General features: G+C 74.1%; 20 protein-coding genes. 7 read left to right on the top strand and 13 right to left on the bottom strand.

Annotated elements, in window-relative coordinates:
• Position 1 precedes the first annotated feature (1 nt).
• Complete coding sequence (locus IEZ17_RS21875) at positions 2-2,149, bottom strand: phage holin family protein (RefSeq protein WP_189302715.1); 2,148 nt, start codon at positions 2,147-2,149, stop codon at positions 2-4.
• 229 nt (positions 2,150-2,378) lie between these two features.
• On the opposite strand from IEZ17_RS21875, the gene IEZ17_RS21870 reads away from it, so the two are divergent.
• Positions 2,379-3,206 carry an MBL fold metallo-hydrolase gene (locus IEZ17_RS21870; protein WP_189302917.1) on the top strand — a complete coding sequence of 276 codons (828 nt, stop codon included), beginning with the start codon at positions 2,379-2,381 and terminating at the stop codon, positions 3,204-3,206.
• Positions 3,207-3,244: 38 nt separating this feature from the next.
• Entirely contained in the window at positions 3,245-3,916 is a 672-nt protein-coding gene (locus IEZ17_RS21865) for a DedA family protein (RefSeq protein WP_189302915.1), read from the top strand.
• 65 nt (positions 3,917-3,981) lie between these two features.
• Here the strand turns inward: IEZ17_RS21865 and IEZ17_RS21860 are convergent, their stop codons facing one another.
• From IEZ17_RS21860 to IEZ17_RS21850, 3 genes are all read right to left on the bottom strand, one after another.
• Positions 3,982-5,187: an MBL fold metallo-hydrolase gene (locus IEZ17_RS21860; RefSeq protein ID WP_229852487.1), complete on the bottom strand. Its 1,206-nt coding sequence runs from the start codon at positions 5,185-5,187 to the stop codon at positions 3,982-3,984.
• Positions 5,188-5,531: 344 nt separating this feature from the next.
• Positions 5,532-6,827 carry an aminotransferase class I/II-fold pyridoxal phosphate-dependent enzyme gene (locus tag IEZ17_RS21855; RefSeq protein WP_189302713.1) on the bottom strand — a complete coding sequence of 432 codons (1,296 nt, stop codon included), beginning with the start codon at positions 6,825-6,827 and terminating at the stop codon, positions 5,532-5,534.
• Between the two features lie 222 nt (positions 6,828-7,049).
• Positions 7,050-7,520: a GNAT family N-acetyltransferase gene (locus IEZ17_RS21850; RefSeq protein WP_189302711.1), complete on the bottom strand. Its 471-nt coding sequence runs from the start codon at positions 7,518-7,520 to the stop codon at positions 7,050-7,052.
• 833 nt (positions 7,521-8,353) lie between these two features.
• Between IEZ17_RS21850 and IEZ17_RS21845 the strand changes: the two genes are divergently transcribed.
• Positions 8,354-9,169 (top strand): class I SAM-dependent methyltransferase, encoded by an 816-nt coding sequence (locus IEZ17_RS21845; protein WP_189302709.1) that lies wholly within the window; start codon positions 8,354-8,356, stop codon positions 9,167-9,169.
• Positions 9,170-9,315: 146 nt separating this feature from the next.
• On the top strand, positions 9,316-9,669 hold the full coding sequence (locus tag IEZ17_RS21840) for a VOC family protein (RefSeq protein WP_189302707.1): 354 nt from the start codon (positions 9,316-9,318) through the stop codon (positions 9,667-9,669).
• Between the two features lie 308 nt (positions 9,670-9,977).
• On the opposite strand, the gene IEZ17_RS21835 is transcribed toward IEZ17_RS21840, so the two are convergent.
• The 6 genes from IEZ17_RS21835 to IEZ17_RS21810 all read right to left on the bottom strand — a co-directional run bounded on the left by IEZ17_RS21835 (position 9,978) and on the right by IEZ17_RS21810 (position 17,678).
• The gene (locus tag IEZ17_RS21835; RefSeq protein ID WP_189302706.1) at positions 9,978-10,898 is read right to left on the bottom strand and encodes an NADP-dependent oxidoreductase; all 921 of its coding nucleotides are present in this window, start codon (positions 10,896-10,898) and stop codon (positions 9,978-9,980) included.
• Between the two features lie 89 nt (positions 10,899-10,987).
• On the bottom strand, positions 10,988-13,024 hold the full coding sequence (locus tag IEZ17_RS21830; protein ID WP_189302704.1) for a DUF5107 domain-containing protein: 2,037 nt from the start codon (positions 13,022-13,024) through the stop codon (positions 10,988-10,990).
• Positions 13,025-13,132: 108 nt separating this feature from the next.
• Positions 13,133-14,038, bottom strand: coding sequence for an arginase family protein (locus tag IEZ17_RS21825; protein WP_189302702.1), 906 nt, complete (start codon positions 14,036-14,038; stop codon positions 13,133-13,135).
• Between the two features lie 116 nt (positions 14,039-14,154).
• Positions 14,155-15,126: a glyoxalase superfamily protein gene (locus IEZ17_RS44505; RefSeq protein ID WP_373299886.1), complete on the bottom strand. Its 972-nt coding sequence runs from the start codon at positions 15,124-15,126 to the stop codon at positions 14,155-14,157.
• 137 nt (positions 15,127-15,263) lie between these two features.
• Entirely contained in the window at positions 15,264-16,703 is a 1,440-nt protein-coding gene (locus IEZ17_RS21815; RefSeq protein WP_189302700.1) for a CoA transferase, read from the bottom strand.
• Between the two features lie 57 nt (positions 16,704-16,760).
• The gene (locus IEZ17_RS21810) at positions 16,761-17,678 is read right to left on the bottom strand and encodes a DUF2867 domain-containing protein (protein ID WP_189302699.1); all 918 of its coding nucleotides are present in this window, start codon (positions 17,676-17,678) and stop codon (positions 16,761-16,763) included.
• A 46-nt stretch (positions 17,679-17,724) separates the two neighbouring features.
• Here IEZ17_RS21810 and IEZ17_RS21805 point away from each other — a divergent pair, with 46 nt between their 5' ends.
• The 3 genes from IEZ17_RS21805 to IEZ17_RS21795 all read left to right on the top strand — a co-directional run bounded on the left by IEZ17_RS21805 (position 17,725) and on the right by IEZ17_RS21795 (position 20,024).
• The gene (locus tag IEZ17_RS21805) at positions 17,725-18,408 is read left to right on the top strand and encodes a TetR/AcrR family transcriptional regulator (RefSeq protein WP_189302697.1); all 684 of its coding nucleotides are present in this window, start codon (positions 17,725-17,727) and stop codon (positions 18,406-18,408) included.
• Positions 18,409-18,593: 185 nt separating this feature from the next.
• Entirely contained in the window at positions 18,594-19,781 is a 1,188-nt protein-coding gene (locus tag IEZ17_RS21800; RefSeq protein WP_229852486.1) for a cytochrome P450, read from the top strand.
• A 48-nt stretch (positions 19,782-19,829) separates the two neighbouring features.
• Complete coding sequence (locus IEZ17_RS21795) at positions 19,830-20,024, top strand: ferredoxin (RefSeq protein WP_189302693.1); 195 nt, start codon at positions 19,830-19,832, stop codon at positions 20,022-20,024.
• Positions 20,025-20,196: 172 nt separating this feature from the next.
• On the opposite strand, the gene IEZ17_RS21790 is transcribed toward IEZ17_RS21795, so the two are convergent.
• From IEZ17_RS21790 to IEZ17_RS21780, 3 genes are all read right to left on the bottom strand, one after another.
• Positions 20,197-22,017, bottom strand: a complete 1,821-nt coding sequence (locus IEZ17_RS21790; RefSeq protein ID WP_189302911.1) for an alpha/beta fold hydrolase — start codon at positions 22,015-22,017, stop codon at positions 20,197-20,199.
• 214 nt (positions 22,018-22,231) lie between these two features.
• Complete coding sequence (locus IEZ17_RS21785; protein WP_189302691.1) at positions 22,232-23,173, bottom strand: S66 peptidase family protein; 942 nt, start codon at positions 23,171-23,173, stop codon at positions 22,232-22,234.
• Positions 23,170-25,185, bottom strand: a complete 2,016-nt coding sequence (locus IEZ17_RS21780) for a prolyl oligopeptidase family serine peptidase (RefSeq protein ID WP_189302689.1) — start codon at positions 25,183-25,185, stop codon at positions 23,170-23,172. Before IEZ17_RS21780 ends, IEZ17_RS21785 begins: the two co-directional genes overlap by 4 nt.
• Positions 25,186-25,333 lie beyond the last annotated feature (148 nt).

The following is a 25,333-nucleotide window of genomic DNA, read 5'->3' as shown; positions in this document are numbered from 1 at the left end:
CTCACCGGGTGTGGTCCCCTGCCGGGTCCCCGGGCGGGGCGGCATCCCGGCGGAGTCCGTCCGCCGCCCGGTCGAGGGGCAGTTGCGGGCCGTCCGCCTCGCGCAGCCAGCGGCGCAGCACCTGGTGGACGTGTTCCGCGCCGACCAGCGGCGCGCCGTCCGGGACCGGCGGGGTCAGTTCCACCGGCCAGAGGAGGAAGGGGTGGCTCTGGGCGCCGCCCAGCCCGCCGTGCGAGCCGATCTGCTCCTCGAAGGCGTGCACCTCGCCGGTCGCCGGATCGCAGGCGGAGTTGATCATGAGGTCGGCGACGTGCGGGAAGCGGTCGGTACGGCGTACCGCGTCGGCCGCACCGGCGCCGAACGGCGCCAGCGGGTCGCTGCCGATGACCCGCCCGGTGTCGAGGTGCAGCTCACCGCCGTCCGTGCCCAGGGCCACCGCGCCGTGTTCGGCGGAGCGGACGAGCAGGAAGCCGATGCCCGGGTGCTGGGCGAGGGTGCCGAGCAGTGCCGGGTACCGGCGGTCCAGTTCCTCGCGGGTGATCCGGCCGGGCACGTCGGGGAAGGACACCAGCCCGAGGTTCCCGGAGGCCAGCACGACAGGCTGGGAGCCGCCGTGCCCGCCGTCCGTCCCCTCGGGCCGGCCCAGCGCGGCGCGCGCCGCCTCCCGGGCCTCGGCGCCGCTCGGCGTCCGCCCGGCCCGCCGCGGCACCGGCAGCCCGCACCCCGCGCGGACCAGGTCGCCCAGGCTCAGCCCGAAGCGCTCCCGGAACGTCGCGCCGGGACTCTGCCCGTGGTCGGAGAGCAGCACGATGCGGTACCGGCGCGGCGCGTGCCGGGCGGCCTCGGCGATCAGCGCGATGCACCGGTCGAGGCGACGCAGCACCTGGTGGGTGTCCCGGTGGGCGGGACCGGAGTGGTGGGCCACTTCGTCGAACGCGACGAGGTCGGCGTAGACCGCGGTCCGCCCGGCCAGCATGTCCCCGACGACGGCCGCGACCACCACATCGCGCTCGACGACTGTCGCGAAGGCCCGGATGACGGGGTACAGGCCGCCGCGTCCGACCCGTGGCCGCTCGCGGCGGCAGCGGCTGCGCAGCGACTGCGCGATCTCCCGGACGACCTCCGCGGCGAAGGACACCGCGGTCCGGGTGGCGTTGGCCGGGTCGGAGAAGTACGCGAAGTAGCCGGCCCGGGAGCGGTTGTACCGGCCGCGCCGGGCGGCCACCGACATGACCAGGGCGACCTGGTCGGCGCCGCCGCTGAAGAGGTTGCCGCGGCTGGCGCCGTCGTAGGCGAGCAGCCCGCCGTCGCCGGTGCGCTCGATGGCGCGGCGCTGGAGTTCGGCGGCGCCGGTCGGCCGGTTGCTGACGATCAGCTGGCCGGTCTCCTTCTCGTACCAGCGGAACGCGGGCAGGTCCTCGTTGCTGCCGTGCAGGATGGCGAGCTGGCTGGCGCCGGTCTGGCTGGACCAGTCGGTGCGCCACGGGGTGAGGCGGTGGCTGCCGCCGGTCCATCGGGCGACGGTCTCCATCAGTGGCCGCTCGCCCCGCGTCGCCGCGCGCAGCAGGTCATGGCCCACACCGTCGAGCTGGAGGAAGACCGTGCCGGGCGTGGCGGGGCCGGGGGCGGCGCCTGCCCGCCTCCCGCGCCGCCCGGCGAGCCGCACCAGCCGCCGGCGGTACGCCTCGTCGTTGCGCACCGCCAGGAAGGCGGAGGTCGCCGACGACGCCGCGGACATCACCGCCGCGACGATCACCGCGGTCCCCGGCGTCGTGTACCCCCGCCCCACCGGAACGAGATCCAGCGCGACCAGCAGCAGCGACCCGTTGAGGAAGAACACCAGCAGCCCGAGCACCAGCGCCGGCACCAGCAGCAGGGCACGCACCAGCAGCGGCCACACCAGGGCGCTGAGCAGCCCGAACGCGCCGGCGCCGAGCGCGGCGGCGAGGGCGGTGCGGGTGAGACTGTCGCCGCCCGCCGACTGGAGCCGGAAGTCCGGCAGCACCGCGGTCAGCGCGAGCAGGGTGAGACTGGAGACGGTCCAGACCGCGAGCACCCTCAGGAGGGCGCCGCCGAGGCTCTTCCACCGCGGGGTCCGCACGCCCACCCGCCCTCCCGCTCCGGCCCGCCGCACCGGCCGCGCGGGCATCGCGACCCAGCGTGTCACAAGCGGCCAACCACACCGCGACACCACGGCCTTGTCCCCCGGCGGCGGATGGCCGGTGCGTCCCCTGGCGCCCCGCATCCGGGCGGAAACCGGCGGAGTGGGCGGCGGAGGCGCCCGGTCGTGGTGGAGTGGTGGAGTGGAGCAGGTGCGCGGGAGCGCCGCCGTGCCGGAACGCACGACGGGCGAGGACGAGCCGGGAGGTGGAGGAGAGGTGCCGGTGGAGATCACCTGGTGGGGACATGCCACGGTGACGGTCGAGGACTCCGGGGTGCGGGTGCTGACGGACCCGCTTTTCGCGGCCCGGCTCGCACATCTGCGCCGGCGCCGGGGCGCGCTCCCGCCGCCCGAGGCGGCCCGCGCCGACGCCGTACTGATCTCCCATCTGCACGCCGACCACCTGCACCCCGCCTCCCTGGCCCGGCTCGCCCCCGGGACCCGGCTGATGGTCCCGTACGGGGCGACCGCGGCGGTACCGGCCCTGCGCCGGGTTGCCGCGGCCCGCGCCCTCCCGATCACCGAGCTGCGGCCGGGCGAGGAGTGCCGCGTACGCGCACGGGGCGGGGAGGGGGCGTCGGCCGTGGAAGGCGGGACCGGCTCGCTGACCGTCCGCGCGGTACCGGCCGCGCACGACGGACGGCGGATCCCGTACGGCCCGCACCGCGTCCCCGCCCTCGGCTATGTCGTCCGGGGCGCGGCACGGACGTACTTCGCGGGCGACACCGGGCTGTTCCCCGAACTGCCCGACGAGGTCGGCCCGTGCGAGGTGGCGGTGCTGCCGGTGGGCGGCTGGGGTCCGTTCCTCGGGCCCGGCCATCTGGACGCCCGGCGGGCCGCGGTGGCGGCGGCGCGGCTGGCACCGTGCAGCGCGGTGCCGGTCCACTACGGCACGTACTGGCCGATCGGCATGGACGCCGTACGGCCGCATGAATTCCATGCGCCGGGACAGGAGTTCGAGCGGCAGGCGGCACGGGTCGCGCCGGAGGTGACGGTGCACCGGCTCGGGCACGGCGAGTCGGTACGCCCGAGGACCGCCCGGTGACGCCGCTCGCCGGACTGGGCGCCGGGATGGCGGCGGGGATGGGCGCCGGCGTGGGCGAGGTCGTCACCCGGGTCCCGCCCGAGTCGACCCAGCAGGCGGTGGGCTATCCCTCGCTCTTCCTGCTCGTGGTGCTGGGCTCTCTGGTGCCCGTCGTCCCTACGGGAGCGGTGGTCAGCTCGGCCGCGGCCGTCGCGTTCCACCACAGTTCGCCGTTCGCCCTGCTGTACGTCTTCGCGGTCGCGTCACTGGCGGCGTTCCTCGGGGATCTGGGCCTGTACTGGCTCGGCATGCGGGGTCTTGGCTCCCGCAAGGGCTCGCGCTGGCCGGCCCGTTTGCGCGCCCGCGCCGCGCCGGAGCGCCTCGCGCAGGCCCAGCGCAGACTCCGGGAGCACGGCGTCCTGGTCCTGGTGCTGTCCCGCCTGGTACCGGCCGGCCGGATCCCGGTCATGCTCGCCTGCCTCCTCTCGGCGATGCCGCCGCGCCGCTTCGTACGGGGCGACATCCCGGCGTGCCTGGCCTGGGCCGGGACCTACCAGCTGATCGGCCTCCTGGGCGGCTCGCTGTTCCCCGAACCGTGGCAGGGCGTGGCCGCGGCCCTCGCCCTGACGGTACTGGTCAGCGCGGCTCCCGGGGTGTGGCGCCGGCTCCGCCCGGCACCGGCGGGCGGCGGCGAGCGGCCTGCCGGCGAGACACCGGGCGGGGAGTCGTAGACAGGGGTGCGGTGGCCGGGCGTCGGGGTCGGCGTTGGGGTCCCCCTGCATCGCCGCCCGCCGGCTCAGCGGCGGGCGCCCCCCGAGGCGACCTCGTCCAGGACGCGCGACGACCCCACCGGCAGGTCCCACAGGTCCTCGCGCGCGAGCCCGGCCGCGGCCCAGGCGGCGCGGACCCGGCGCAGCGGCTCCAGCGGCGGCTCGGCGGAGAGCAGGAACGTGGACCAGTGCATCGGGACCAGGCACCGCGCCCCCAGGTCCTGGCAGGCCCGTACGGCCTCCTCCGGGTCGGTGTGCACCGGCCGCAGCATCCAGCGCGGGTCGTACGCCCCGATGGGCAGCAGCGCGAGGTCGATGCCCTGATAACGGCGGCCGATCTCCTCGAACCAGTGGCCGTAACCGGTGTCCCCCGCGAAGTGGATCCGCCGCCCGTCGGGTGCGGTGAGCAGCCAACCGCCCCAGAGGGAGCGGCAGGTGTCGGTCAGCGTCCGCTTGCTCCAGTGGTGCGCGGGAACGAAGTCGAAACGTACGGTTCCGCCGGGCGCGGGCAGTTCGACCGCCTCCCACCAGTCCAGGTCGGTGGCCTGCGTGAAGCCGCGCCTGCGCGCCCAGGGCGCGAGTCCCGCGGGGAGCAGCAGCGGGGTGTCGCGCGGCAGCCGCTTGAGGGTCGGCACGTCGAGGTGGTCGTAGTGGTTGTGGCTGATGACGACGGCGTCGACCGGCGGCAGATCCTCCCAGCGGACCCCTACGGGGGTGACCCGGGCCGGCGTGCCGAGGATCTTGCGGGACCAGACCGGGTCGGTCAGTACGGTCAGCCCGCCGATCCGGATGACCCAACTGGCGTGCCCGGCCCAGGTCAGCGCCATGGTCGAGGGCTTCGCATCCGGCATCGGGCCGGGCGCGAAGGGGAGTTGCTGGATCTCCAGGAGCGCCTCGGGGGTCGGCCGCAGTTTGCCCTCGCGGGCGATCCGGGCCAGCGCCCGGACACCGGGCAGCGGCGCGGTCAGCCGGTCGGTGAAGTCCCGCGGCCAGGTGCGGGGTTCCCCCAGGGGACGCGGCTCGGCGAGCGGCGGCGGGGCGGTGTCCGGAAGGTGCGGGGGCACGGCGGCGCCGGGGGCCGTCCCGGTCTCCGCGACGGCGGTGCCGGTCAGGTCCGCCACCACGTCCGCGGCATCGCCAACGGCCCGCTCTGTAACGGCGTTACGGTCGGCATGCGGGAGCTGCTCGGTGCGGGAGGGCTCGGCGAGGGAGCGCTCGGTCTGTTCGGTCATCGAGGGGCTCCATTCGGTGGGCGGAACCAGGACGGGTCAGGGCCGGCGGCCGACCGCACCGGCGCCCGACACGGACCGGACAGGCATCGGTTGCGGGCGGGTACGGGCCGCGGTAACGGCGGCGCGGCGACGGGTGCAACGACCGGATCCGGGGCCGCAACGGGGATCGGAGCCCGGCCGTTCGGGGGCAGGGGAGTCGGAGGGACGCGGCGGAGTCGCAGTCACCGGCAACCGAAGCGGCAGCGGCACGAGCGGCCTGCGCGGCACCTGCGGAACCGCAGGCGGCGGGAGCATGAGGGGCATCGGAGGGCACGGGCACCGCGGCACCCGGAAGGACCGGTGGATCAGCTGTCCCCGCCCCCGTCCCCGTACGGGCCCCCGTCCGCGAACGCCTCCCCCTCCGGACCGGGCATCCCGCTCACCGCCCCCACCCCGGCCACGCCGCCCAGCCCCTCCAGCACCCGCGCGAGTGCCGCCAACTTCGCCCGTACATGCGGCAGTTCCAGCGGATCGGCGACGTCCAGCACCCGCTGCCGCGCCGCCGCGTCCACGCCGAGCAGCGCATCCGCCCCCAGCCGCACCCGCAGGGCATCCGGATCGTCACCGAAACGGTGCCCGCCACGAGCCGACCAGGGCGCCAACTCCCGTTCCAGGGCGACGGATTCGGTGATGCCGCGGGCGGCGAGCGGACGCCGCAGCGGATCCAGATCTGCGTAGAGGTGGCTCCCCGAGTGCGGCGGCCGGCAGAGCGCACCGGCCTCCGTCAGGGTGTGGTGCAGCGCCCCGGCGAGCACCCCGTACACCCGGGCGGCGGTCGCGATCCGGTCCCGTACCTCGTCGGGCTCGCCGAGCGCATGGGCGACCGCGCAGGCCAGCGGCCCGGGGAGCGGGGTGTGCAGCCCGGCGAGCACGGTACGGGTCGCGTCCCGGAGGACCTCACCCCGGCGGGTGCCGGGAAAACGGGCCAGCGCGACAGGCCAGCAGGCCGGCACCAGCGCGGCCCGCAGATCGGTCAGCACCACGACCTCACCGGGCAGCATCTCGGCGGGGCTGAGCACCACGGTGTCATGCGGATCGTGCAGCAGATCGCGGCGCGACTCGTCGCTGATGACCCACAGCCCCTCCTCGGCCGCGGCCTCGCACACCTCGTGCAGCTGCTCCGGCGGCGGGCAGGTGCCGGTCGGGTCGTCGGCGACGGAGAGGACCAGCACGCGCGGGGTGTCGCCGTGCATACGGGCCCGCCGCACCGTCTCCAGCAGCGCGAACGGGTCCGGCACCCCGCCCGATTCAGCCGGTACGGGCGCCAGGTGCACCGGCCGCCCGAGCAGCCGGGCGGGCGCCGCGTACCACTCGGAGCAGGGACGCGGCAGCACCACCGCGCCGCCCGCGGCGGCATACAGGGCGAGCAGCAGCGCCGCCGCCCCGGGGGCGGCGAGCACCCGGTCGGGCGGGGTGAACAGGCCGCGGCGCTCCCAGTAGCCGCAGGCGGCGGCGCGCAGCGGAGCGGAGCCGCCGGGGGGTTCGGGGGCGGTGCGGCCGGCAGCCGCGGAGAGGTACGCCGCGAGCTCCGGGAGGACCGGCAGGCCCACCGGCGGGTCCGGATCCGGCTCCCGCTGCGGATCGGGGGCGGTCCGCTGCATCCGTACCTCCACTCCACGACGGCCGGTCGATCGTGGGCCCATCACATGATGGGCGGCCCCGACTACCTTCGCAGATCACCGGCGTGGCGACGGCTGACGACACGTCAGCGGAGGGTGGGCGCTGGACCGGGTGGGACACGGCGCACTCAGGGGCGTGCGGCACACGGGGCCAGATGGGGCATCGTTTCGCTCATGCGTACGACCGACCGGCGCCGGCGGGCGCTACCCGGCCGGCACCGCCCGCGCCGGCGCCTCGTACCGGTGCACCTCGACCACCTCCACCGCGCCGGCCGCACCACCCACGGTCCACTCCTGCCGCTCGGTGCCGCGCCGCGCCCAGCCCCGGCGCTCGTACAGCGCGACCGCCGCGGTGTTCGTGATCTTCACCTCCAGTACGAGCCGCAGCCCGCGGGCCGCCGCCTCCGCCTCGACCGTCGCCAGCAGCCGCGCGCCCAGGCCGCTGCCGTGCGCGGCGGGCGACACATAGAGCCGGCTGACCTCGCCCCCGCACAGCGCGACATGGCCGGCCACCGCACCGTCCACCTCCGCGACCCAGGCGGCGGTCAGCCCGTCGGGCGTCAGCCAGCGCGCCGGCTCGGCGGGCCAGTGGTGCGGATAGCCGCTGCGGGTGTGCACCTCGGCGAGCACCGCCACACAGGCATCGAGATCGACGTCGTTCCGTCTCCTGATCATCCGCGCAGACAACCACACCCACCCGGATCCGTCAGCCCCTCATCCGACACCGACGGACCCCACCAACGGTCCGTACCACCGGCCCCTCCGGCCGCCCGTCCGCTCCACCGAGTCCGCCGCGACCGGCTGCCCCACCGGCGGGACCGGCGCCCCCCGCCGGCACCAGCGGCCCGGCGGACCAGCAGCGCCGATCGCGCGCTGCCGTGGTTCGACATCGCGGCCGGCGCGGCGGCCCTGAGCGGCCGGCCCGTCCGGCGTGCCGGGCTACGCGGGGTGGCTTCGCCGGCGGTGGCATCCGCGTCGGTGAACACCGTCGGCAAGCGCTCCGTACGGCACCGACGCCCGCCGCTGGACGCCGTCCCCGTGGCGCGGCAGCTCCGCCCCCGACCGCCACCACCTCCCCCCTCCGGGCACACGACCTTTGCCACGACTGCGGATCAGCGGACTCCCCGAGGGCACGCCTCGTGCCCACGGCGGTGAAGTGATGCTCTCGCCCGGCGAGTTGGCCCTGGATCAGCAGGACGAGTCCCTGACGGCCCATCACCCCATCCCCGAACAGCCCTCGCGCCCGACACCGCACCAACACTCCCGACCGGCCCGCACCCGGCACACCCGGCACACCCGCACCCCCCATGACAGCCCCCACCCCCTTTCCCTCGCCCCCTTCCCCCCGCCCCCCCACCTCCCTTCCCCTCTCCCATCCGTTCAGATAGCGAGACGCCACTCTCGTAATTCGAGACACCGGCGTACGGTGAGTGCACCACGCCGACGGGTGTCCGCACCACGGGCCAGGCCCCCGTGCGCCCGCCCCGACATACGCGAAGGAGCCGGCCATGCCGCAGGAATCCGCCGTCTACACCCACGGCCACCACGAGTCCGTACTGCGCTCCCACACCTGGCGCACCGCCGCCAACTCGGCCGGATACCTGCTGAATTCACTGAAGCCCCATATGCAGGTCCTGGACATCGGCTGCGGTCCGGGCACCATCACCGCCGACCTGGCGGCACTGGTACCCGACGGCCGGGTCACCGGCCTGGAACACGCGCCGGACGTCCTGGACCAGGCCCGCGCCACGGCCGCCGCCCGCGGGGTCGAGAACATCACCTTCACGGTCGGCGACGTCCACGCACTGGACTTCGCCGACGACACCTTCTGCGTGACCCACGCGCACCAAGTCCTGCAACACGTAGGTGATCCCGTTCACGCGCTGCGCGAGATGCGCCGCGTCACCAAGCCCGGCGGCATCGTCGCCGTCCGCGATTCGGACTACGCGACCATGACCTGGTACCCGGAGGTCGAGGGCATGGCGGACTGGCTGGACCTCTACCGCCGCGTGGCCCGCGGCAACGGCGGGATGCCGGACGCGGGACGCCAACTGCACGCCTGGGCTCTGGACGCAGGCTTCGCCCAGGAGGACATCACCGCTACGGCGAGCGCCTGGTGTTACCAGACCCCCGAGGAGCGGACCTGGTGGTCCGAGCTGTGGGCGGACCGCACGGTCGCCTCCTCCTACGCCGGAATCGCGGTGGGCGGCGGCCACGCCACGACGGACGAACTGGCCCGTATCGCCGCGGCCTGGCGGGACTGGGGCGCACGCGAGGACGGGTGGTTCGCCATGCTGCACGGCGAAATCCTGTGCCGGGTCTGACGAATGACCCGTTCCGCCGAATGATCAGTACTGCCGAATGATCAGTACTGCCGAATGATCAGTTCCGGATGCGGACCCCTGCCCCCGGAGGCCGGCCGGGGACGAGGGATCGCGCATGCGCAGCCGATCCAACTAGGCTGGTTCATATGGACATTCTGGGGACCTCGCTGCGGGTGTGCGTCGGCGATCTCGATGCCGCGATCAACGTCTACGAACGGCTGACCGGCGCGGAGGCGATCCGCTTCCAGCGCGGCGGTGTGGCGGTCGCGGCCGTCGGCTGCTTCTTCCTCATGAGCGGCCCCGAGGCGGAGTTGTCGGTCCTGCGGAAGATCACCGCGACCATCGCCGTCAAGAGCGTGGACGACGCGGTGGCCGATCTGACGGCGGTCGGCGCCGAGATCATCGCCGGCCCGCTGGCCACCCCCATTGGCCGCAACCTGATCGCCCGTCACCCCGACGGCTCGGTCTTCGAGTACGTCGACCGCGTCCAGGACGCCTAGGTGTTCTGTCGTCACCTTCCCGTCCGCCCCGCGACGACGGGAACGTGACGACAGGCCCTACGACTCATTCACCTCCGCATGCGTCACCGCCCCTCCATGCGTCACCGCCGCTCCGGTGGCCGGACATATCCGTGACGTATCGGCCCACCGGCACGCGGCGTTGGCGTATCTGCGCGCTGCCCGGCTGCTCCCCTCAACGGCCGGGCGGCGCACGGTAGCCATCCACCCCCGCGACCCGTTCGCCCCTCCCGGGACACCTCACGGCCACACCCCGCCTTCGCCTCTCCCCCGTACGCGCACCGTGTGCCTCACACCTCCAGGACGATCTTGCCGCGGGCCCGCCCCGCCATGCTGAGCCGGAACGCCTCGGCCGCCTCCGCCAGCGGGAACACCGCGTCGATCGGCACCGTCAGCTTCCCCGCGTCCGCGAGAGCGCCCAGCGCGGCCAGACCGGCGGAGTCGGGTCTGACCCACACCATGTGGCCGCCCTTCGCCCCGACCTCCCCATCGGCGATCGACACCACCCGGCTGCGGTCCTTCAGCACCTCCTGAGAGACATCCACGGCCCCGCCGCCGACGAAGTCCAGGGCCGCATCGACGCCTTCGGGTGCCAGCGCCCGCACCCGGTCCGCCAGGCCGTCCCCGTAAGTCACCGGCTCCGCACCGAGGGAGCGGAGGAAGTCGTGGTTGCGCTCGCCGGCCGTCCCGATGACGCGGGCGCCCCGTGCGACCGCGATCTGCACGCCGAGCGAACCGACCCCGCCGGCGGCGGCGTGCACCAGCACCACCTCGCCCGCCCGCACCGCGACCCGCTCGATCGACTGATAGGCCGTCAGCCCGGCCAGCGGCAGTCCGGCCGCCTGCTGCCAGCTGAGCGAAGCGGGCTTGGGCGCCAGGGTCCGCACCGGAGCGGCCACCAGCTCGGCGAAGGTACCGTGCTGCACCGCGTCCTTGCGGACATAGCCGATCACCTCGTCTCCGACCTCGTACTCCTCGGCGTCCGCGCCCACCGCCTCGACGACGCCCGCCACATCCCACCCGGGAACCAGTGGGAAGTGGGTGTCCATGATCCCGTCGAGATAGCCCGCGACGATCTTCCAGTCCACCGGATTGACCCCGGCCGCCTTGACCCTCACCAGCACCGAATCGGGCGCCACCTTGGGGTCGGGAAGCTCGGAGAACGTGAGAACCTCGGGGCCGCCGTAACTGCTCGTGTTAATTGCCTTCATGACCGCTACAACGCGTCACGATCAGAAGTGATTCCACGTCACTCGACCGATTTCCGAATGGCATATGCCAGTCTCGCGTACGGGCAGGCTCAGGCCCGCACCGGCCGCATCCGGAACTCGTATCGTTCCGGCAGCGGATGCTCCCGGCGCGCCCTGGCGGCAACGTCCTCGGTGACCGGACCGTCCCCCGCCACGATCCGCTCGGCGATCGCATACCAGGTGTCGCTCAGCGTCTCGTCGCCCTCTCTGAGGTCGGCGATCTCGAAGCCCTCGTCGAAGATCTCGCGAGCCGCGAGCGGCCGGCCCTGCGCGAGCAGGACCCGGGCCCGCAGCAACCGGAACCGGCCCGTGGCGAGTTCGGTCGGGCGCAGCGCCGCCAGCATCCCGGCGGCCACTCCTGCGCGGCCGGCCGCGAGCAGCGCGGGAACCGCCTCGCGGGCGAGTGCGGGCAGCGCCGCCCGCCAGGCCCGGGCCGCGGCCGGGTCGTCCTCCGTGGCCGACGCCGTGGCGCAGGCGAACGCCTCCGCGAACCGGTCGGCGGCATGCGCCGTTTCACCCGCCACGGACTCCGCGACGGCCAGGCAGTACAGGGGCAGGCAGCCGGCGCCGTGCGCCAGCGCGCGCTCCCAGCTGCGGACGGCCTGGGCGCGGTCACCGGCATGCCACTGGGCGAGGCCGAGGTGGTATTCCGTCGCCGGGCCCGGCCGCGCGGATTCCAGCAGATCGCGCCAGGCCGGGGCGACCGGCGCCGGACCGGGAACGGGGCTGCCGGCCGGCAGGCCGCCGGTTCGCATCAGCGTCAGCCAGGGGTCCTGCTCCTCCCCCAACGTGGCCGCGTCGAACGGCGTGCCCGGCAGGTCCAGCCCCGCCCGGGCGACTTCGAGCGCGCCCCAGCCGGAACCGGTGGCCAGCACCTCCTTCGGTTCCCGGTCGGCGTAAGGGAGCCAGGCGGCGTGGGCGGCGTCGACGTCGGCCCGCGGCAGTGCCGCCGCCAGCCTGGCGGCGACCTCGTCGCGGGCCGCCGGCCAGTCCGCGCCGTGCACCGTGGCGGGGTCGGCGGCCAGCGGCCCGTACGCCTCCAGCCAGGCGAACTCCCCGGCCGCTTCGAGCGGTACATGCTCCAGCTGCGTACGGGCCAGTCCCGCCTGGATCTCCGCGTAGCCGCCGGTGCCGGGCTCGGTCAGCCACCGCTGCCAGCGCCGCCCGGCCCGTCCCGCGCCCCAGAGGAAGAGCTTGCGGCCACGCAGGGTGTCGGTGGAGGTCTGCACCAGCCCGCGGCCGTCGCCGTCCAGGGAGGCGATCCAGCGGCGGGCGCCGTCGGGGACCTCGTAGAAGTAGTCCGCCGGGAACTCGCTGCGGAGCGGGTAACTGCGGTCGGCCCCGCCGGATTCCGGTACCGGGACGCGCCGCAGCGTCCGCTCGTAGCCGAAGTGCCACGCCTCGTCGGCCGGGGCCAGCACCCGGGTGCGCGCGTCCTCCGGCACGGCGATGTTGGACCACCAGTACACCGGAACGGTGTGGTGGTGCGGGTTCCGGATCCGCACGCCCACGTAGAGGAAGTCCGAGCCCTCGGGGAGCCACAGGTCCACCTGGAAGGGCAGGTCGCGCAGCCGCTCCCACTCCCACAGCCGCAGCATCTCGCCGCCGTCGGGCGCCGGGACCCGGGCCGCGTGCAGCGGGGCGCACGAGAGCGTCGTATGGCCCGTGGCGCCGATGTTCCACTCGATGCCGCCGGAGAACCAGGCACCGTTGAGGGCGAACGCGGCGGGCTGCACCACCGGGTTGCGGTAGAGCAGTTCACGCCCGGTGGGCTTGTGGAGCAGGGAGTGCACCCGGCCGCCGAGGCCGGGCAGGACGGTGGCGCGCAGCCGGTCGTTCTCGATGACCAGCGCGTCCAGGTCGGTGGAACGGCGGTCGCGACCGTAACCGTCGCGCATCCGGGTGGGCAGGATCGAGCGCAGCGGCTGATAGCCGATCTGCCGCGCCATGTCGGCCGGCAGGGCGGCGTCCTCCGGGACCTCGACGCGGTGCGGGTCGCCGGCGGCGCGCAGTGCGGGGAGCGGGTTGTCCGGCCCCACGGGGGCCGCGGGGAGGGTCAGGGTGGTACGTCGGACGCTCGTGGCCACGGCTGCCTCGCAGGATCGGGCGGGGCCACCCCGGCTTCGGCGGCCCCCTGTTGACCATGGAACAACGTGATCGCCGGTCTGAACAGGGCGTCTAGCGGCCAGGTGCGGTCAGGGTTGCGCAAAGACGCCCTCAAGGAGGTCGGCGAGGAGCACCGCCCCGGCTCCTGTGGGGTCGCGGTCCGGGTCGTAGATCGTCACATCGACCCCTACGCAGCGCGGCGAGGCCGCCAACGTCGCGAGCATCGCCCGGAGTTCGGCCACGGACAGCCCGCCGGGATCGGGGCTGTCCACCGCCGGCATCACGGACGGGTCCAGCACATCGGCGTCCAGATGGATCCAGAAGCCGTCCAGCGGGGAGTTCTGGAGGTGCCCGAGCGCGGCCCGCGCCACCGTCTCCGGACCGCGCCGCCGGATCTCGCCGACGTTGGTGCAGCTGATGCCCAGCCGGCTCAGCTCGGGCTGGTCCTCGTCCACGTCGCGGACCCCCAGGAGCTGCACGTCCTGGTCGCGGACGTACGGTCGCAGGCCGTCGATGTCCGTCAGATCGGACTGTCCCCGTCCGGTGATCTGAGCGACGCCCTCCCCGGCCGCGGCACCGACCGGACCGGATACCTCCGTGTTCCCCGGGTGCCGGAAGTCGCCGTGCCCGTCCAGATAGGCCACGCCGTACCGGCCCAACCGCCGCAGCGCGAGCACGGCCCCCAGGAGGATGCTGCAATCGCCACCGAGGACGATCGGGAAGTCGCCGCTCCGTACGTGCCCCTGAACCCGCCGCGCCAGCCGCGCGCTGTACCCGGCGATCGCCGCGGCGTGGAAGTCCCCGTCCCCCTCCCGCCACTCCCCCAGGGCGTAGCGGGGCGGCACCACGACCCCGCCCTCCAGCGCCCCGAGCCGCCGCAGCAGTCCCTGCTCGCGCAGCGCCCCGGCGAGCTTGCAGCAGCCGGGCACCGCGCCGGGCGCGGGGGGCCGCAGCCCCAGGTTGGAAGGGGCGTCGATCAGTACGTTCCGGCGCATAAGGGGATCGTAACGGCCGTTACGGGGACGACCGTTGGTTGCAAGGGGTTGCACGGAAATCCCCGGGCCGGCGGCGCCGCCGGGGGCGTCCCGGCGGACCTCTCCCGGCAACCCCGTCAGCCCCGTTGGTCTTCCTTCTCCGCCCCGCCCGGTTCGTTGAACCGCAGCCGGTTGCCGAACGGGTCGGTGAGGGTGAGCGAGGTCCCGAACTCGTCCTCCACCAGGCCCGGCCGCTGGAACGGGTACTCCCTGGCTGCCAGTTCGGCATGGAGGGCGCGGACGCCGGACAGCTCGGTGTAGACCGTGGAGCCGGGGGTCGCGTCCCCGTGGTGCTCCGAGAGGTGCAGGACCAGGCCGCCGCGGGAGACCTGGGTGTAGAGCGGCGTTCCCGGTTCGAAGCGGTGTTCCCAGTCGACGGCGCAGCCGAGGTAACCGACGTAGAACTCCTTCGCCTTGGCCGGGTCGAAGATCCGGAAGACCGGTACCGGCCGCTGGAGGACGACGGGCTGTGGCGTGTCCCGGGAGCGGGTGGATCCCGTCGTTCCGTCCTGGAGCATCTCGCTGGTCATGGCCCAGCGCTGGTGTCCGCGCCAGGCTCCGTCGATGAACAGGAAGTCCGGGGAGAACCCCTCCAGCCGGAATCCGGCGCGTCGGACCAGGGCGATGGACTGCCGGTTGTCCGGCTGGATGTTGACCTCCAGGCGGTGCAGGCCCAGTTCCCCGAAGGCGTGGTGGAGGACGAGCCGGAGCCCCTCGCCCATCAGGCCGCGTCCGGCGGCGTGCGCGAAGGCCCCGTAGCCGATGGCGCCGCAGCGGAACGCGCCGTGCACGATGTTGTTGACGGTCAGGTAGCCGGCGATCCGCCCACTGGCGTGTTCGCAGATCAGAAAGCCCTCGCGGGCCGGTTCCTGAAGGCGCGCCAGGTAGCCGTCGTAGGCGTCGTCGGTGACGGGGGGATAGAGCCAGGGGTGGTGCAGCTCGGCGCTCTGCCGGGCGAGCGTGGTGAATTCCTCCCGGTCGGCGGCGGTGAAGTGCCGGATGCCCACCCGGGGGCCGCGTGCGAGGTAGCGGTCATCGGAGCTCGTCATCGGCAGATCGTACGAGGGGCTGCGGAGCGTGGCCAACCGGCTTTCGGGCGCGGCGGCCCATCCCGCCCGTACGGCGGCGGCCCAGGTGCGGACCGATCCCGTACGGGCGGGACGGCGTGGCCTCATCGGGGCCGAGGTCAGCGCCACACGGGCGCGTCCACCCCCCAACGGCCGGGCGGTGTCGCCCAATTGGCCGGTCCCCCGACGAAGGCGACCGGCGGGACGGCGTGCCGCAGCCGGCCGACCGGGCTGTCGGTTTCCCGGAGGTAGTGGTCGGGGTCGTAGCCCGTGGGAGAGGCGGCCGTCCCCGTGGGCGCGGCGTGTCCGTCGGGCCCGCCCCCCAGGTCCTGCATCAGCCACCGCGCCGTACGGGCCAGCGCGAAGGTCGCCAGATGCGCACCGCCGGTCCGCGACTGCTCCGTCAGCGATCGCAGCACCGCGGCTGCCAGGAGATACCCGGTGCCGTGGTCCAGCGCCTGGGCGGGCAGCGCACCGGGGTGACCGTCGGCGTCCGCCTCGATGGCGGCGATACCGGTCGCGACCTGTACCAGGCTGTCGAATCCGCGCCGGGCACCCCAGGTTCCGTCCTCTCCCCAGGCGGAGAGCCGGGCGACGACCAGCCCGGGGCGGCGTTCGGCGAGCGCTTCGGGGGCGAGCCCGAAGCGGTCCAGGGAACCGGGGCGGTAGCCGGTCACCACGACGTGCGCATCCGCCAGCAGCGCCTCGAAGGACGCGCGACCGCTGCGCGACCCCAGGTCCAGGGTGGTGGACCGCTTGCCGAACCCGGTGTCGCTGTGCGCGTCCTGACTCTCCGGGACCTGCGGGGCGTCGATGCGCAGGACGTCCGCCCCGAGGAGGGCGAGGGTGCGAGTGGCGACCGGTCCGGCGATCACCCGGGTCAGGTCGAGGACGCGCAGCCCGGCGGCGGGGAGGGCCGGAGCACCGGAGAGGGCGGGCAGCGGGCGCGGCGGGGTGCCGCCGCCGAGGGTCTCGCGGGTGAGCAGCGGCAGCCGGGCCGTCGCGATGCCCTGTGCGTGGGCGACCCACTCCTCGGGGGTGCGGGCGGCTACGGCCAGCCCGCCGGCCGCGTAGACGGCCTCCTCGACGTCCTCGGCGGTGCGTCCCGCGACGACGGTCTCGACCTCGGTCGGGCCGGCGGTCTCCGGGAGGCCCAGTGCACCCAGCAAACGGGCGCGGTGGTGCGGGTAGTTGGCGTGTGTGCGCACCCAGCCGTCGGCGGTGCGCCAGAAGCGGGAGAGCGGCGCGAACACCGAGGGGGCGCGGCCGTCGATCCGCAGATGGCGCTCGCTGACGAAGGCGGTGGCCACCGCGCCGTCGTCGACCCGTACGGCGGGCAGCGCGCCACCGTCGCGCTGCGCCGCCAGCTCCGCCGCGGCGAGCGCGCAGACGGCGACGGTGGCGCGGGCCAGGTCCATCACCGGGAGCCGGGCCGGCAGCAGGCCGGGCGGCCCGCCGTATGCGATCCGCTCCGTGAGGACCGGGTCGCCCGCCAGCGCCGCCCAGGCCAGATCCGTGCCGGTGTCGTGCCGGTGCTCCATGTCGTGTCGTTGCCCCATGAAGCGAGTTTGGCACTCAGTGCCAGCAGTGACCAGTGGATCCCCGTATCCCGCGGATCACCGCCCCACGGGAGGGCGCGCCGCCCACCGCTCCCCCGCGCCGGGTGCCGCCAGGGCCAGCCGGCGATGGGTGCGGCGCAGCATCGTGCGGGCCATGAAGGGGTGGACGCGCCGGACGAGGGCGAGGTAGAGCCGCCCGCCCCGGTGGTGGGTGCGGACGACCGTGCCGAGGGTGACGCGGCCGTCGGCGACCAGGATGGAGGCCCGGAAATCCAGGTGGCCGGCGTCCTTGCCGAGCAGGATCTCGCCGCCTTCCCGGCCCACCACCGGGAACGGCGCACCGCGCAACACCCCTTCCCAGGCTTCCGGTTCCGTCGGCATACCGGGCCGCAGCGGCAGCTGCCAGGCGTCCTGGAAGTCCGTGCGCGGAAAGGCACGGCGTGCCAGCCGAGCGCCCTCCGGGAGGTCGACGGCCGTCGGGCGGTCCCACAGCAGGCGGTTGAGCAGCCGTACGCGCGCCGACCAGCGGACGGAGGCGCGGAGCTGTCCGGTGGCCGCCCGTTCGACGTTGTCGAGCGTCTCCTCGACGACGGTGTCGTGCCCGGCACGGATCGCCAGATGCCACACGAGCCTGCGGGCGAAGGCGCGCCGGACCTCCAGGACGTGGTCGACCCGGCAGCGGTCCGACCCCAAGGGGTGGACGGTGAACTCGTGGTAGCCGGTGTCGTCGCCGTCCGGCCCCGGGGGGAAGGCGAAGCGGATGCGGCGGCCGGGTTCGTGGACCGTCACCCGGTAGGGGCCCAGGCCGTGGTCGCCGACGGCACCGACCTCCAGAGGGCGGTCGAGGCGCATCGGGTGCCAGGCGGGCGTCGGGAAGAGCGGATCGGGATCGCCGCCGAGCCGGTCGAGCAAGGCTCCCACGACGCTCGCCGGGGCCTGGACAGTGCGGGTATGGACGTTGCGGACCGTGCGCACAGGGCACCTCCATACGGTGGCGTATGTTTTGACCATACGGTAGCGTATGGTCATGGTGCGAGAGCGAGCGAGGGAGACCCGCGGGAGCGGTGCGCGGCAGCGGCTGACCGCGCGGGACTGGGCCGATGCGGCCCTGGCGGCCATGGGCGAGGGCGGACTCGCGGCGGTGGCCGTGGAGCCGCTCGCGGCCCGGCTGGGCACCACGAAGGGCAGCTTCTACTGGCACTTCACCAATCGGGACGCGCTGATCGAGGCCGCGCTGGAGCGCTGGGAGGAGAGCCGCACCGAGGCCGTGATAGCCGAGTTGGCGGAAGAGCCCGACCCCGGCGCCCGGCTCCGCAGGTTGTTCGTGCGGGGCACCCACCGTGCCGCCGAGGACCCCCTTGAGGTCTCCTTGCTCGCGTCCGCAGCGGATCCGCGGGTGGCGGCTGCGCTCGCCCGGGTGACGGACCGCCGCATCGGCCATATCGCAGCGCTCTACGCGGAGTTGGGCTTCCCGGAGGACGAGGCACAGCGCCGCGGCCTGCTCGCGTACACCACCTACCTCGGTCACGCCCAGCTGAGCCACGCGGTTCCCGGGACGCTGCCGGCCGGGGACGCCCGCGACCGCCATCTGGACGCGGTGCTGGAGACCTTGTTGCGCCCGGCGGGAACCACCGGCACAAGTCCGGACGTTCGCGAGGTAAGCCCGGATACTCGCGCATCGGAATCCGCCGCCGAGAGGGGGTGAAGGGATCGAACGGGGCTGATTCCGCGCCGCGTCGGCCGGATCGTACGGGGACCGCGGGGTGCCGTGGGCATCGCATGGACCGGTGCGGCGCAGCCGGGCTCGCTTCCAGGGCCGGCATGTCACACGGGAGTCGGCAACGACGTCCGACTGACGACCGGCTCACCTCACCCGCACGGGAGGAATCCGTGACCGAGACCGTCTCCTTCCCCCAGGACCGCACCTGCCCCTACCACCCGCCGGCGAACTACCGACCGCTGCGCGAGGCAGGCCCGCTCACGCACGTCACCTTCTACGACGGCCGCAAGGTCTGGGCCGTGACCGGCCACACCGAGGCGCGGGCGCTGCTGACCGACCCCCGGCTCTCGTCCGACCGGCAGAACCCGTCGTTCCCGGCGCCGGGCGAGCGGTTCAACGCCGCCCGGCGCTTCCGGGCGCCGCTGGTCGGTACGGACGACCCCGAGCACAACTCCCAGCGCCGGATGCTGATCCCGAGCTTCAGCCTCAAGCGGACCGCAGCGCTCCGTCCGCGGATCCAGCAGACCGTCGACGAGCTGCTGGACCGGATGCTGGCGCAGGGCCCGCCCGCCGAGCTGGTCTCCGCGTTCGCCCTGCCGGTGCCCTCGATGGTCATCTGCTCGCTGCTCGGCGTCCCGTATGGCGACCATGAGTTCTTCGAGGAGCAGTCCCGCCGTCTGCTCCGCGGTCGTACGGCCGAGGAAGTCCATCGGGCCCGCACCGAGCTGGAGGGCTATCTCTCGGACCTGATCGCCCGCAAGGAGCAGGATCCCGGCGACGGCCTGCTGGACGAGCTGATCGAGGAGCGGCTCCGGGCCGGTGCCGTCGAGCGCGACGAGCTGGTCCGGCTGACCATGGTCCTGCTGGTCGCCGGCCATGAGACCACCGCCAACATGATCTCGCTCGGCACCTTCACCCTCCTGCAACACCCCGAGCAGTTGGCCAAGTTGCGGGCGGACGAGAGCCTGATGCCGTCCGCGGTCGAGGAGTTGCTCCGGTTCCTGTCCATAGCCGACGGGATGCTGCGGGTGGCGACCGAGGACATCCAGATCGCCGGGCGGACCATCCGGACGGGCGACGGGGTGGTGTTCTCGACGTCACTGATCAACCGCGACGGGACGGCCTATCCGTCGCCGGACGAGCTGGACGTCGGCCGTTCGGCGCGCCACCACATCGCATTCGGCTTCGGCGTCCACCAGTGCCTCGGGCAGAATCTCGCCCGCGCGGAGATGGAGATCGCGCTGCGCTCGCTCTTCACGCGGATCCCCGATCTGCGACTCGCCGTGCCGGCTGCCGACATTCCGTTCAAGCCGGGGGACACTCTGCAAGGAATGCTCGAACTGCCTCTGGCCTGGTAGCGCCACCCGGCCTCCACCAAGGGGGCAGCCCACGGAAAGGGTTCCGACATGCGGATCACCATCGACAAGAACCTCTGTATCGGCTCCGGCCAGTGCGCGCTCACGGCACCGTCGGTGTTCACCCAGGACGACGACGGATTCAGCGCACTGCTGCCCGGCCGTGAGGACGGCGCGGGCGACCCCCTGGTGGGCGAGGCCGCCCGCGCGTGCCCCGTACAGGCCATCACGATCGCGGAGGACTGACGCCGGACGACCTGCCCCCCACGCGCGGACGACCCGGATGACGCCCGCGGCCCCCGGCCGACGCCCATGGCGTGCGGCCGACGCGTACGGCTTGCGGCCGGCGCCAGGTGACCGCGGCGCGCACGCTGCGTTCCGCCCTTGACCCCGATCAGTACGGCATCCACCCCATCCGCTACGGCAACACCCCTTCGGTGACGGGAAGTTCGAGGACCCCGGTGTCCTCGGGAGCGCTGGTGACCGTCACCCGCTTCACCCCGCGATTGCCCGCATAGGCGGCATCACTCGCGGCGATCACCAGCCGCAGCCGGTGCCCCGGCTCGTAGCGATGCACGATGCCCGGGAGTTCCACGGTGAACTTCCGGGTCACATCGGGCACCCGGGCCGGGGCCACCAACCGGTGCACCAGCGTCTTCGTGCCGTCCGGCGCGACGTCGTACAGCTTCGCGAAGAGGACCAGCTTGTCGGCCGCGTCCGAGGAGTTCTGCACCCTCTCGGCCTGGGGAGAGTCGACCCTCAGCGTCACCTTGGGCGCGCCCACGACGTCCACCGGCCCGCCGGACACCGGCGCCGACGTCCAGTCCAGGTAGGTGCCCTTGATGTCGTACGGCGGCATGTCCGGGAACCCGATCAGGCCGGCCAGCGAGGTCTCCGAATGGCTGGTGGGCACCGGCAGATTGCGGTACTCCCGGCTGCCGCTCGCGACCTTGCCGCGGTTGTCGACGAGCATGCCGTCACCGGAGAGATAGAGCCGCTGACTGCCGCCCACGGGGTAGGCGGACGAGGTGGCATAGGCGCTCCTGCCGGTCGCCCAGTCCCGGTAGTACGCGAAGGCCGGGCCGGTACCGGTCACCGTGCGGTGACGCAGATAGCGGTCGAACCAGGCGAGGATCCGCTGCCCCACATAACTGCTCTCCAAGTTGCCCTTGGCCAGGTTCAGTTCACCCTTCGGGGGGTCCTTGATCCCGCCGCTGTGGCCCCAGGACTGCCAGATCATCCCGGTCGGGGTACCCTGCGCGCGGAGGGTCCGGTACGTGGCCACGGCCTCGTTGAGGTTGAAGAGGCTGTCGGCCTCCCCCTGGACCAGCAGCGTCGGCGCCCTGACCGACTTCAGGTACGAGACCGGTGAGACGCTGCGCACGTACTGGAGCATCTCCTCGGTCCGGCCCTCCGGATATCTGCGGGAATCCAGCAGCCGTTTTATCCGGCAGGCCGGCGCGACGAAGTGCAGGCACCCCGCGCCGCCGGTCCGCGACAGGTCCAGCCCCGGATTGAGCAGCCCCTGCGCCTCGCCGATCAGGAAGAACCCGTTCGTCCACTGGTACTTGTACGCGCCGGGCACCGGTCCGCTGACGTCCCGTGTGCGGCCGGCGTTGTTGGGGTCGAGGGAGTAGCCGAGGTCGTTCCAGGTGATCAGCGGCACGAGGGCGTCTACGCGGTGGTCCACGGCGGCGGTCGCCATCTGGATCGCGCCGCCGTAGGACCCGCCGATCATGCCCACCCGCGGATCTCCGGGCCGGTCCTTGGTGACGTAGTCGATGCGGGTGCCGTCGTCGGCGGTCCGCGTCCCGGCGAGCAGGTCGATCAGCCGGCCGGCCGCCGTGCCGTCGGTCCCGGGGTCGTCGAGGGAGATCGGGCAGCCGGTCCTGCCGAACCCGAGGCCGGAGTAGGCCAGGGCGACATAGCCGCGGGAGGCGAAGGCCCTGGCGATGGCGTCGGTCGAACCGTCCGCCTTGCTGCCGCCGAAGCCGTTGGTGGTCAGCACGGCGGGCGCCGGATGCGCGGCGTCCACGCCCCGGGGGCGGTACAGGTCGACGTCCACGGGGCAGGTGCGGTCACCCGTATGGACGGTCACCGTCAGCGCGCTGACGGTATACGGGGCGGCGGCGCCCCCGGCCGCGACGGGGGCGCTCAGGATGAGGGGCGCAGCGAGGGCGGTGCCGGCCAGCAGGGCGAGGGACGTGCGGAGTACGGGGCGGGACACGGCTCGGGACACGCTGGGCACGCAGACCTCCACAAGGACACGTCGTACCAACCAGTCGGTAGCGGCGGGGTCATGGTGTGACACGAGTAACGGACATGTCAACGCTCACGGCACGGGGTGGTGTCGGGGCGTCAGTTCATGGCTACCCACGGAAATATGGGGCGTACGACGGCAGCGGGGACAATGATTTTGACGCTACGTCAGCCTAATGTCGGGCCGCCCGCCCTCAAAGCAATGCGGGTATCGCACAGATCAGCGTGCCCGCCGATGCGTCCAGCTCCGCCGGCACGCCGAGCGGCACCGTCAGCGCGGAGTCGCCGTGCCCGAACCCGAACTCCTCCACCACCGGCACCCCGAGGCCGCCCAGTCGATCCGCCAGCACCTCCCGCAGCCGCTCGTACGGACCGCAGCGGGCCCAGGAGCCGAGCACGATCCCCGCGACGCCGTCCAGCCAGCCGGCGCGCAGGAGCTGGGTGAGTGCGCGGTCGATGCGGTACGGCGGTTCCCCGGTGTCCTCCAGGAGGAGCAGACCGCCGGCCGCGCCGGGGCGGGCCCGCGGGGTGCCCAGCTCGGCGGCGAGCAGGGTCAGACAGCCGCCGAGGGTGACACCGCGGGCGCGGCCCGGCACCAGCGGCCGGACGGAGGCCGACGCCAGGGTGCGGACCGTCTCCGGCGCGAAGAGCGTGCGCCGCAGATGCTCGCGGGTGGGCTCGTCCTGGGAGAGGGCCTGGGCGGCGACGGAGGGGCCGTGCAGCGAGGTGACGCCGGCACGCACCGCGAACGCCTCGTGCAGCACCGTCACATCGCTGAACCCGATCAGCGGCTTCGGGACCGCAGCACGAAGGGCTTCCCAGTCCAGCAGGTCGACCATCCGCTGGGCCCCGTAGCCACCGCGGGCCGCGAACACCGCCGTGACGGACGGGTCGCACCACGCCTCCTGGAGGTCGCGGGCGCGGGCCTCGTCGGCCGCCGCGAGATGGCCCAACGTGCCGTGCCCGGTGTGGACATGGGGCGCGGTGACCGGATCCAGGCCCCAGCCGCGCAGAGTGTCCAGCCCGCTGGCCAGCCGCTCGGGCGCGACGGGACCGCTCGGCGCCACGACCGCCACCCGGTCGCCGGGTCGCAGCCGCCGCGGCCGGATCAGCTCCGCCACCTCCGCCGCCGTCATGTGTGCAGCGCCAGCACCGGGACATCGCCGCGGGCGATGCCGAAGGTCTCGGCGTAGAGGGCGAGCTCGGCCTCCAGGGCGCGGATCCGGGTGTCCGCGAAGCGGAAGCCGTGGCCCTCTCCGGGGAACACCAGGCAGGCGTGCGGAATGCCGCGCCCGGAGACTCCGGCGAGGAAGCGCTCGCACCTCGCAGGCGGGCAGACCGCGTCGTCAGCGCCGTGGAGCAGGAGGAACGGGGCGGTGATGCGGTCCGTGCGGTGCGCCGGCGAGCGGTCGGGGACGTCGGCCGGCGGGCCGGCCGGGGACTCCGGATGCCGCGATTCCAGGTCGTGATCCCCGCCCGTCGCCCGGGCGGCGAGGTCCAGGACGGGGTGGCGGAGCACACCGCAGGCATAGAGGTCGGTGGAGGTCAGCGAGGCGGCGGCCACCCAGCCGCCGGCGCCGCCGCCGCGGATGGCCAGCCGGTCGCGATCGGCGCTTCCCTCATCGGCCAGTGCCCGGGCGACGGCCGCGCAGTCCTCGACGTCGGCCATGCCCGGCCGGCCGCGCTGCCGCTCGCGGTACTCCCGGTCGTGGTCCGTCGGGCCGCCGTGGTCGACCGCGGCGACGCCGAAGCCCCGGGAGGTGAAGTAGGCGATCTCCAGGTCGAGCGCCGGCGGGGCGTGCTCGGCCGGGCCGCTGGGCGCCCACACCACATAGGGCGGCAACTCGCCCTCGGGGGCTGCGTGTTCGGGGTGGCGCGGCGGATGGATGTGGGCGTGGATGACCCGGCCGCCGGGGCCGGTGAACGTACGCGCCTGGGGGCTGGGGTGGTACGCGCGGTCCAGCACGGCGGTGTGCCGGGCGGCGATCGTCCGGGAGCGGCCGGTGCAGGTGTCCAGCTCGACGATGTCGTACGTGCCGCGCGGGCCGGCGGCGACGCCGATGACCCTGGTGCCGTGCGCCGCGAGCGTGGCCGCCCAGTCCGTCCAGGGGCCGGCGGAGTCGACCACCTCGCCGCTGACCGGGTCGAGGATGCCCAGGGTCTTCGGGCCGCGACCGTGGAGCACCGCGAGGGTGCCGTTCTCCAGGGGCACTAACCAGCGCTGCCCGATGGTCCGCAGCGGACCGCCGAACTCCTCCTGCCGGCCGGGGCACAGCGCCCGGCCGCCGGCCTTGCCGCCGTCCGCCGCGTCCGGGTCGAGGCGCATCGGCTCCCACCAGCCGTCGCGGTCGGAGACGCAGAGGAGCGAGCCGTCGGTCGCCCACTCGACCTGGGCGATGGACTCCCCTTGCGCGCCGCCGCCCGGATGGCCGGGGCCCAAGTCTCCGGCCAGCGGCCGGATGTCCGCGAACTCTCCCTTGGCGGTGATCTCGGCGACCATCGCCAGGGTGCCGGCCCCGGACGTCACGGGGTCCTCCCAGGCGAGCCAGGCCACCCGCCGGCCGTCCGGCGAGATCCGCGGGCCGGTCAGGAAGCGATGCCGGTCATCACTCAACTCCCGTACCGACTCACGGCGTTCCGCCGCCGAGCCGTCGAGGGGCACGGCGGCGATCACCCGCCGCGGATCGGTGGGCCGCTCCTCCGCGAACTCCTCCAGGACGCACCACACCTCGCCTGACTCCGGCCGCAGCACCGGGTCGGCCCAGCGCAGTCCGCCGGCCGCTGCGGAGCGCGGGGTGAGCGGGCGCGGCGCGGCGCCGCTGTCCGGTTCGTAGGCGTACAGCCGCTGGTCGGCGGAGCTGCTGAAGACGACCAGCGGGCCGCGCTCGGTGACCGTGCCGGTCCACGGCCGGCTGCCGTACTCCACCACCCGGCTGCGGACCCTCCAGGGGGCGGGCAGCACCGACTCCTCGACGCCGTCCGGCCGCCGGCGGATCAGCGCCCGCCGGCCGCCCTCGCCGGGCCGCGGCTCCGTCCACCACACGTCGTCACCGACGAAGCCGACCCATGCCGGGCGGCCGTCGCGGGCGGCGACCGTCCGGGCGTCCAGTGGGGATGCCCAGGCGCCGTACGGAGCCGTGGTCACCATGCTGTTGCTTCCTCCTCGTGGGGTGTCCGGGACGGTTCGCACCGGGCCGGTCGGACCTTGCCGGGCGGCCGACCGCCCATCCTCCCGCGCTAGTAGTGCTTGGTCAGGTTGGTGCGGGTGTGGGTATGTCGCGGTGGCAGGTGGGGCA

This window comes from Streptomyces albospinus (assembly GCF_014648695.1).
GTDB classification, from domain to species: Bacteria; Actinomycetota; Actinomycetes; order Streptomycetales; family Streptomycetaceae; genus Streptomyces; species Streptomyces albospinus.
This window is presented reverse-complemented; position numbering and strand designations above follow the sequence as displayed.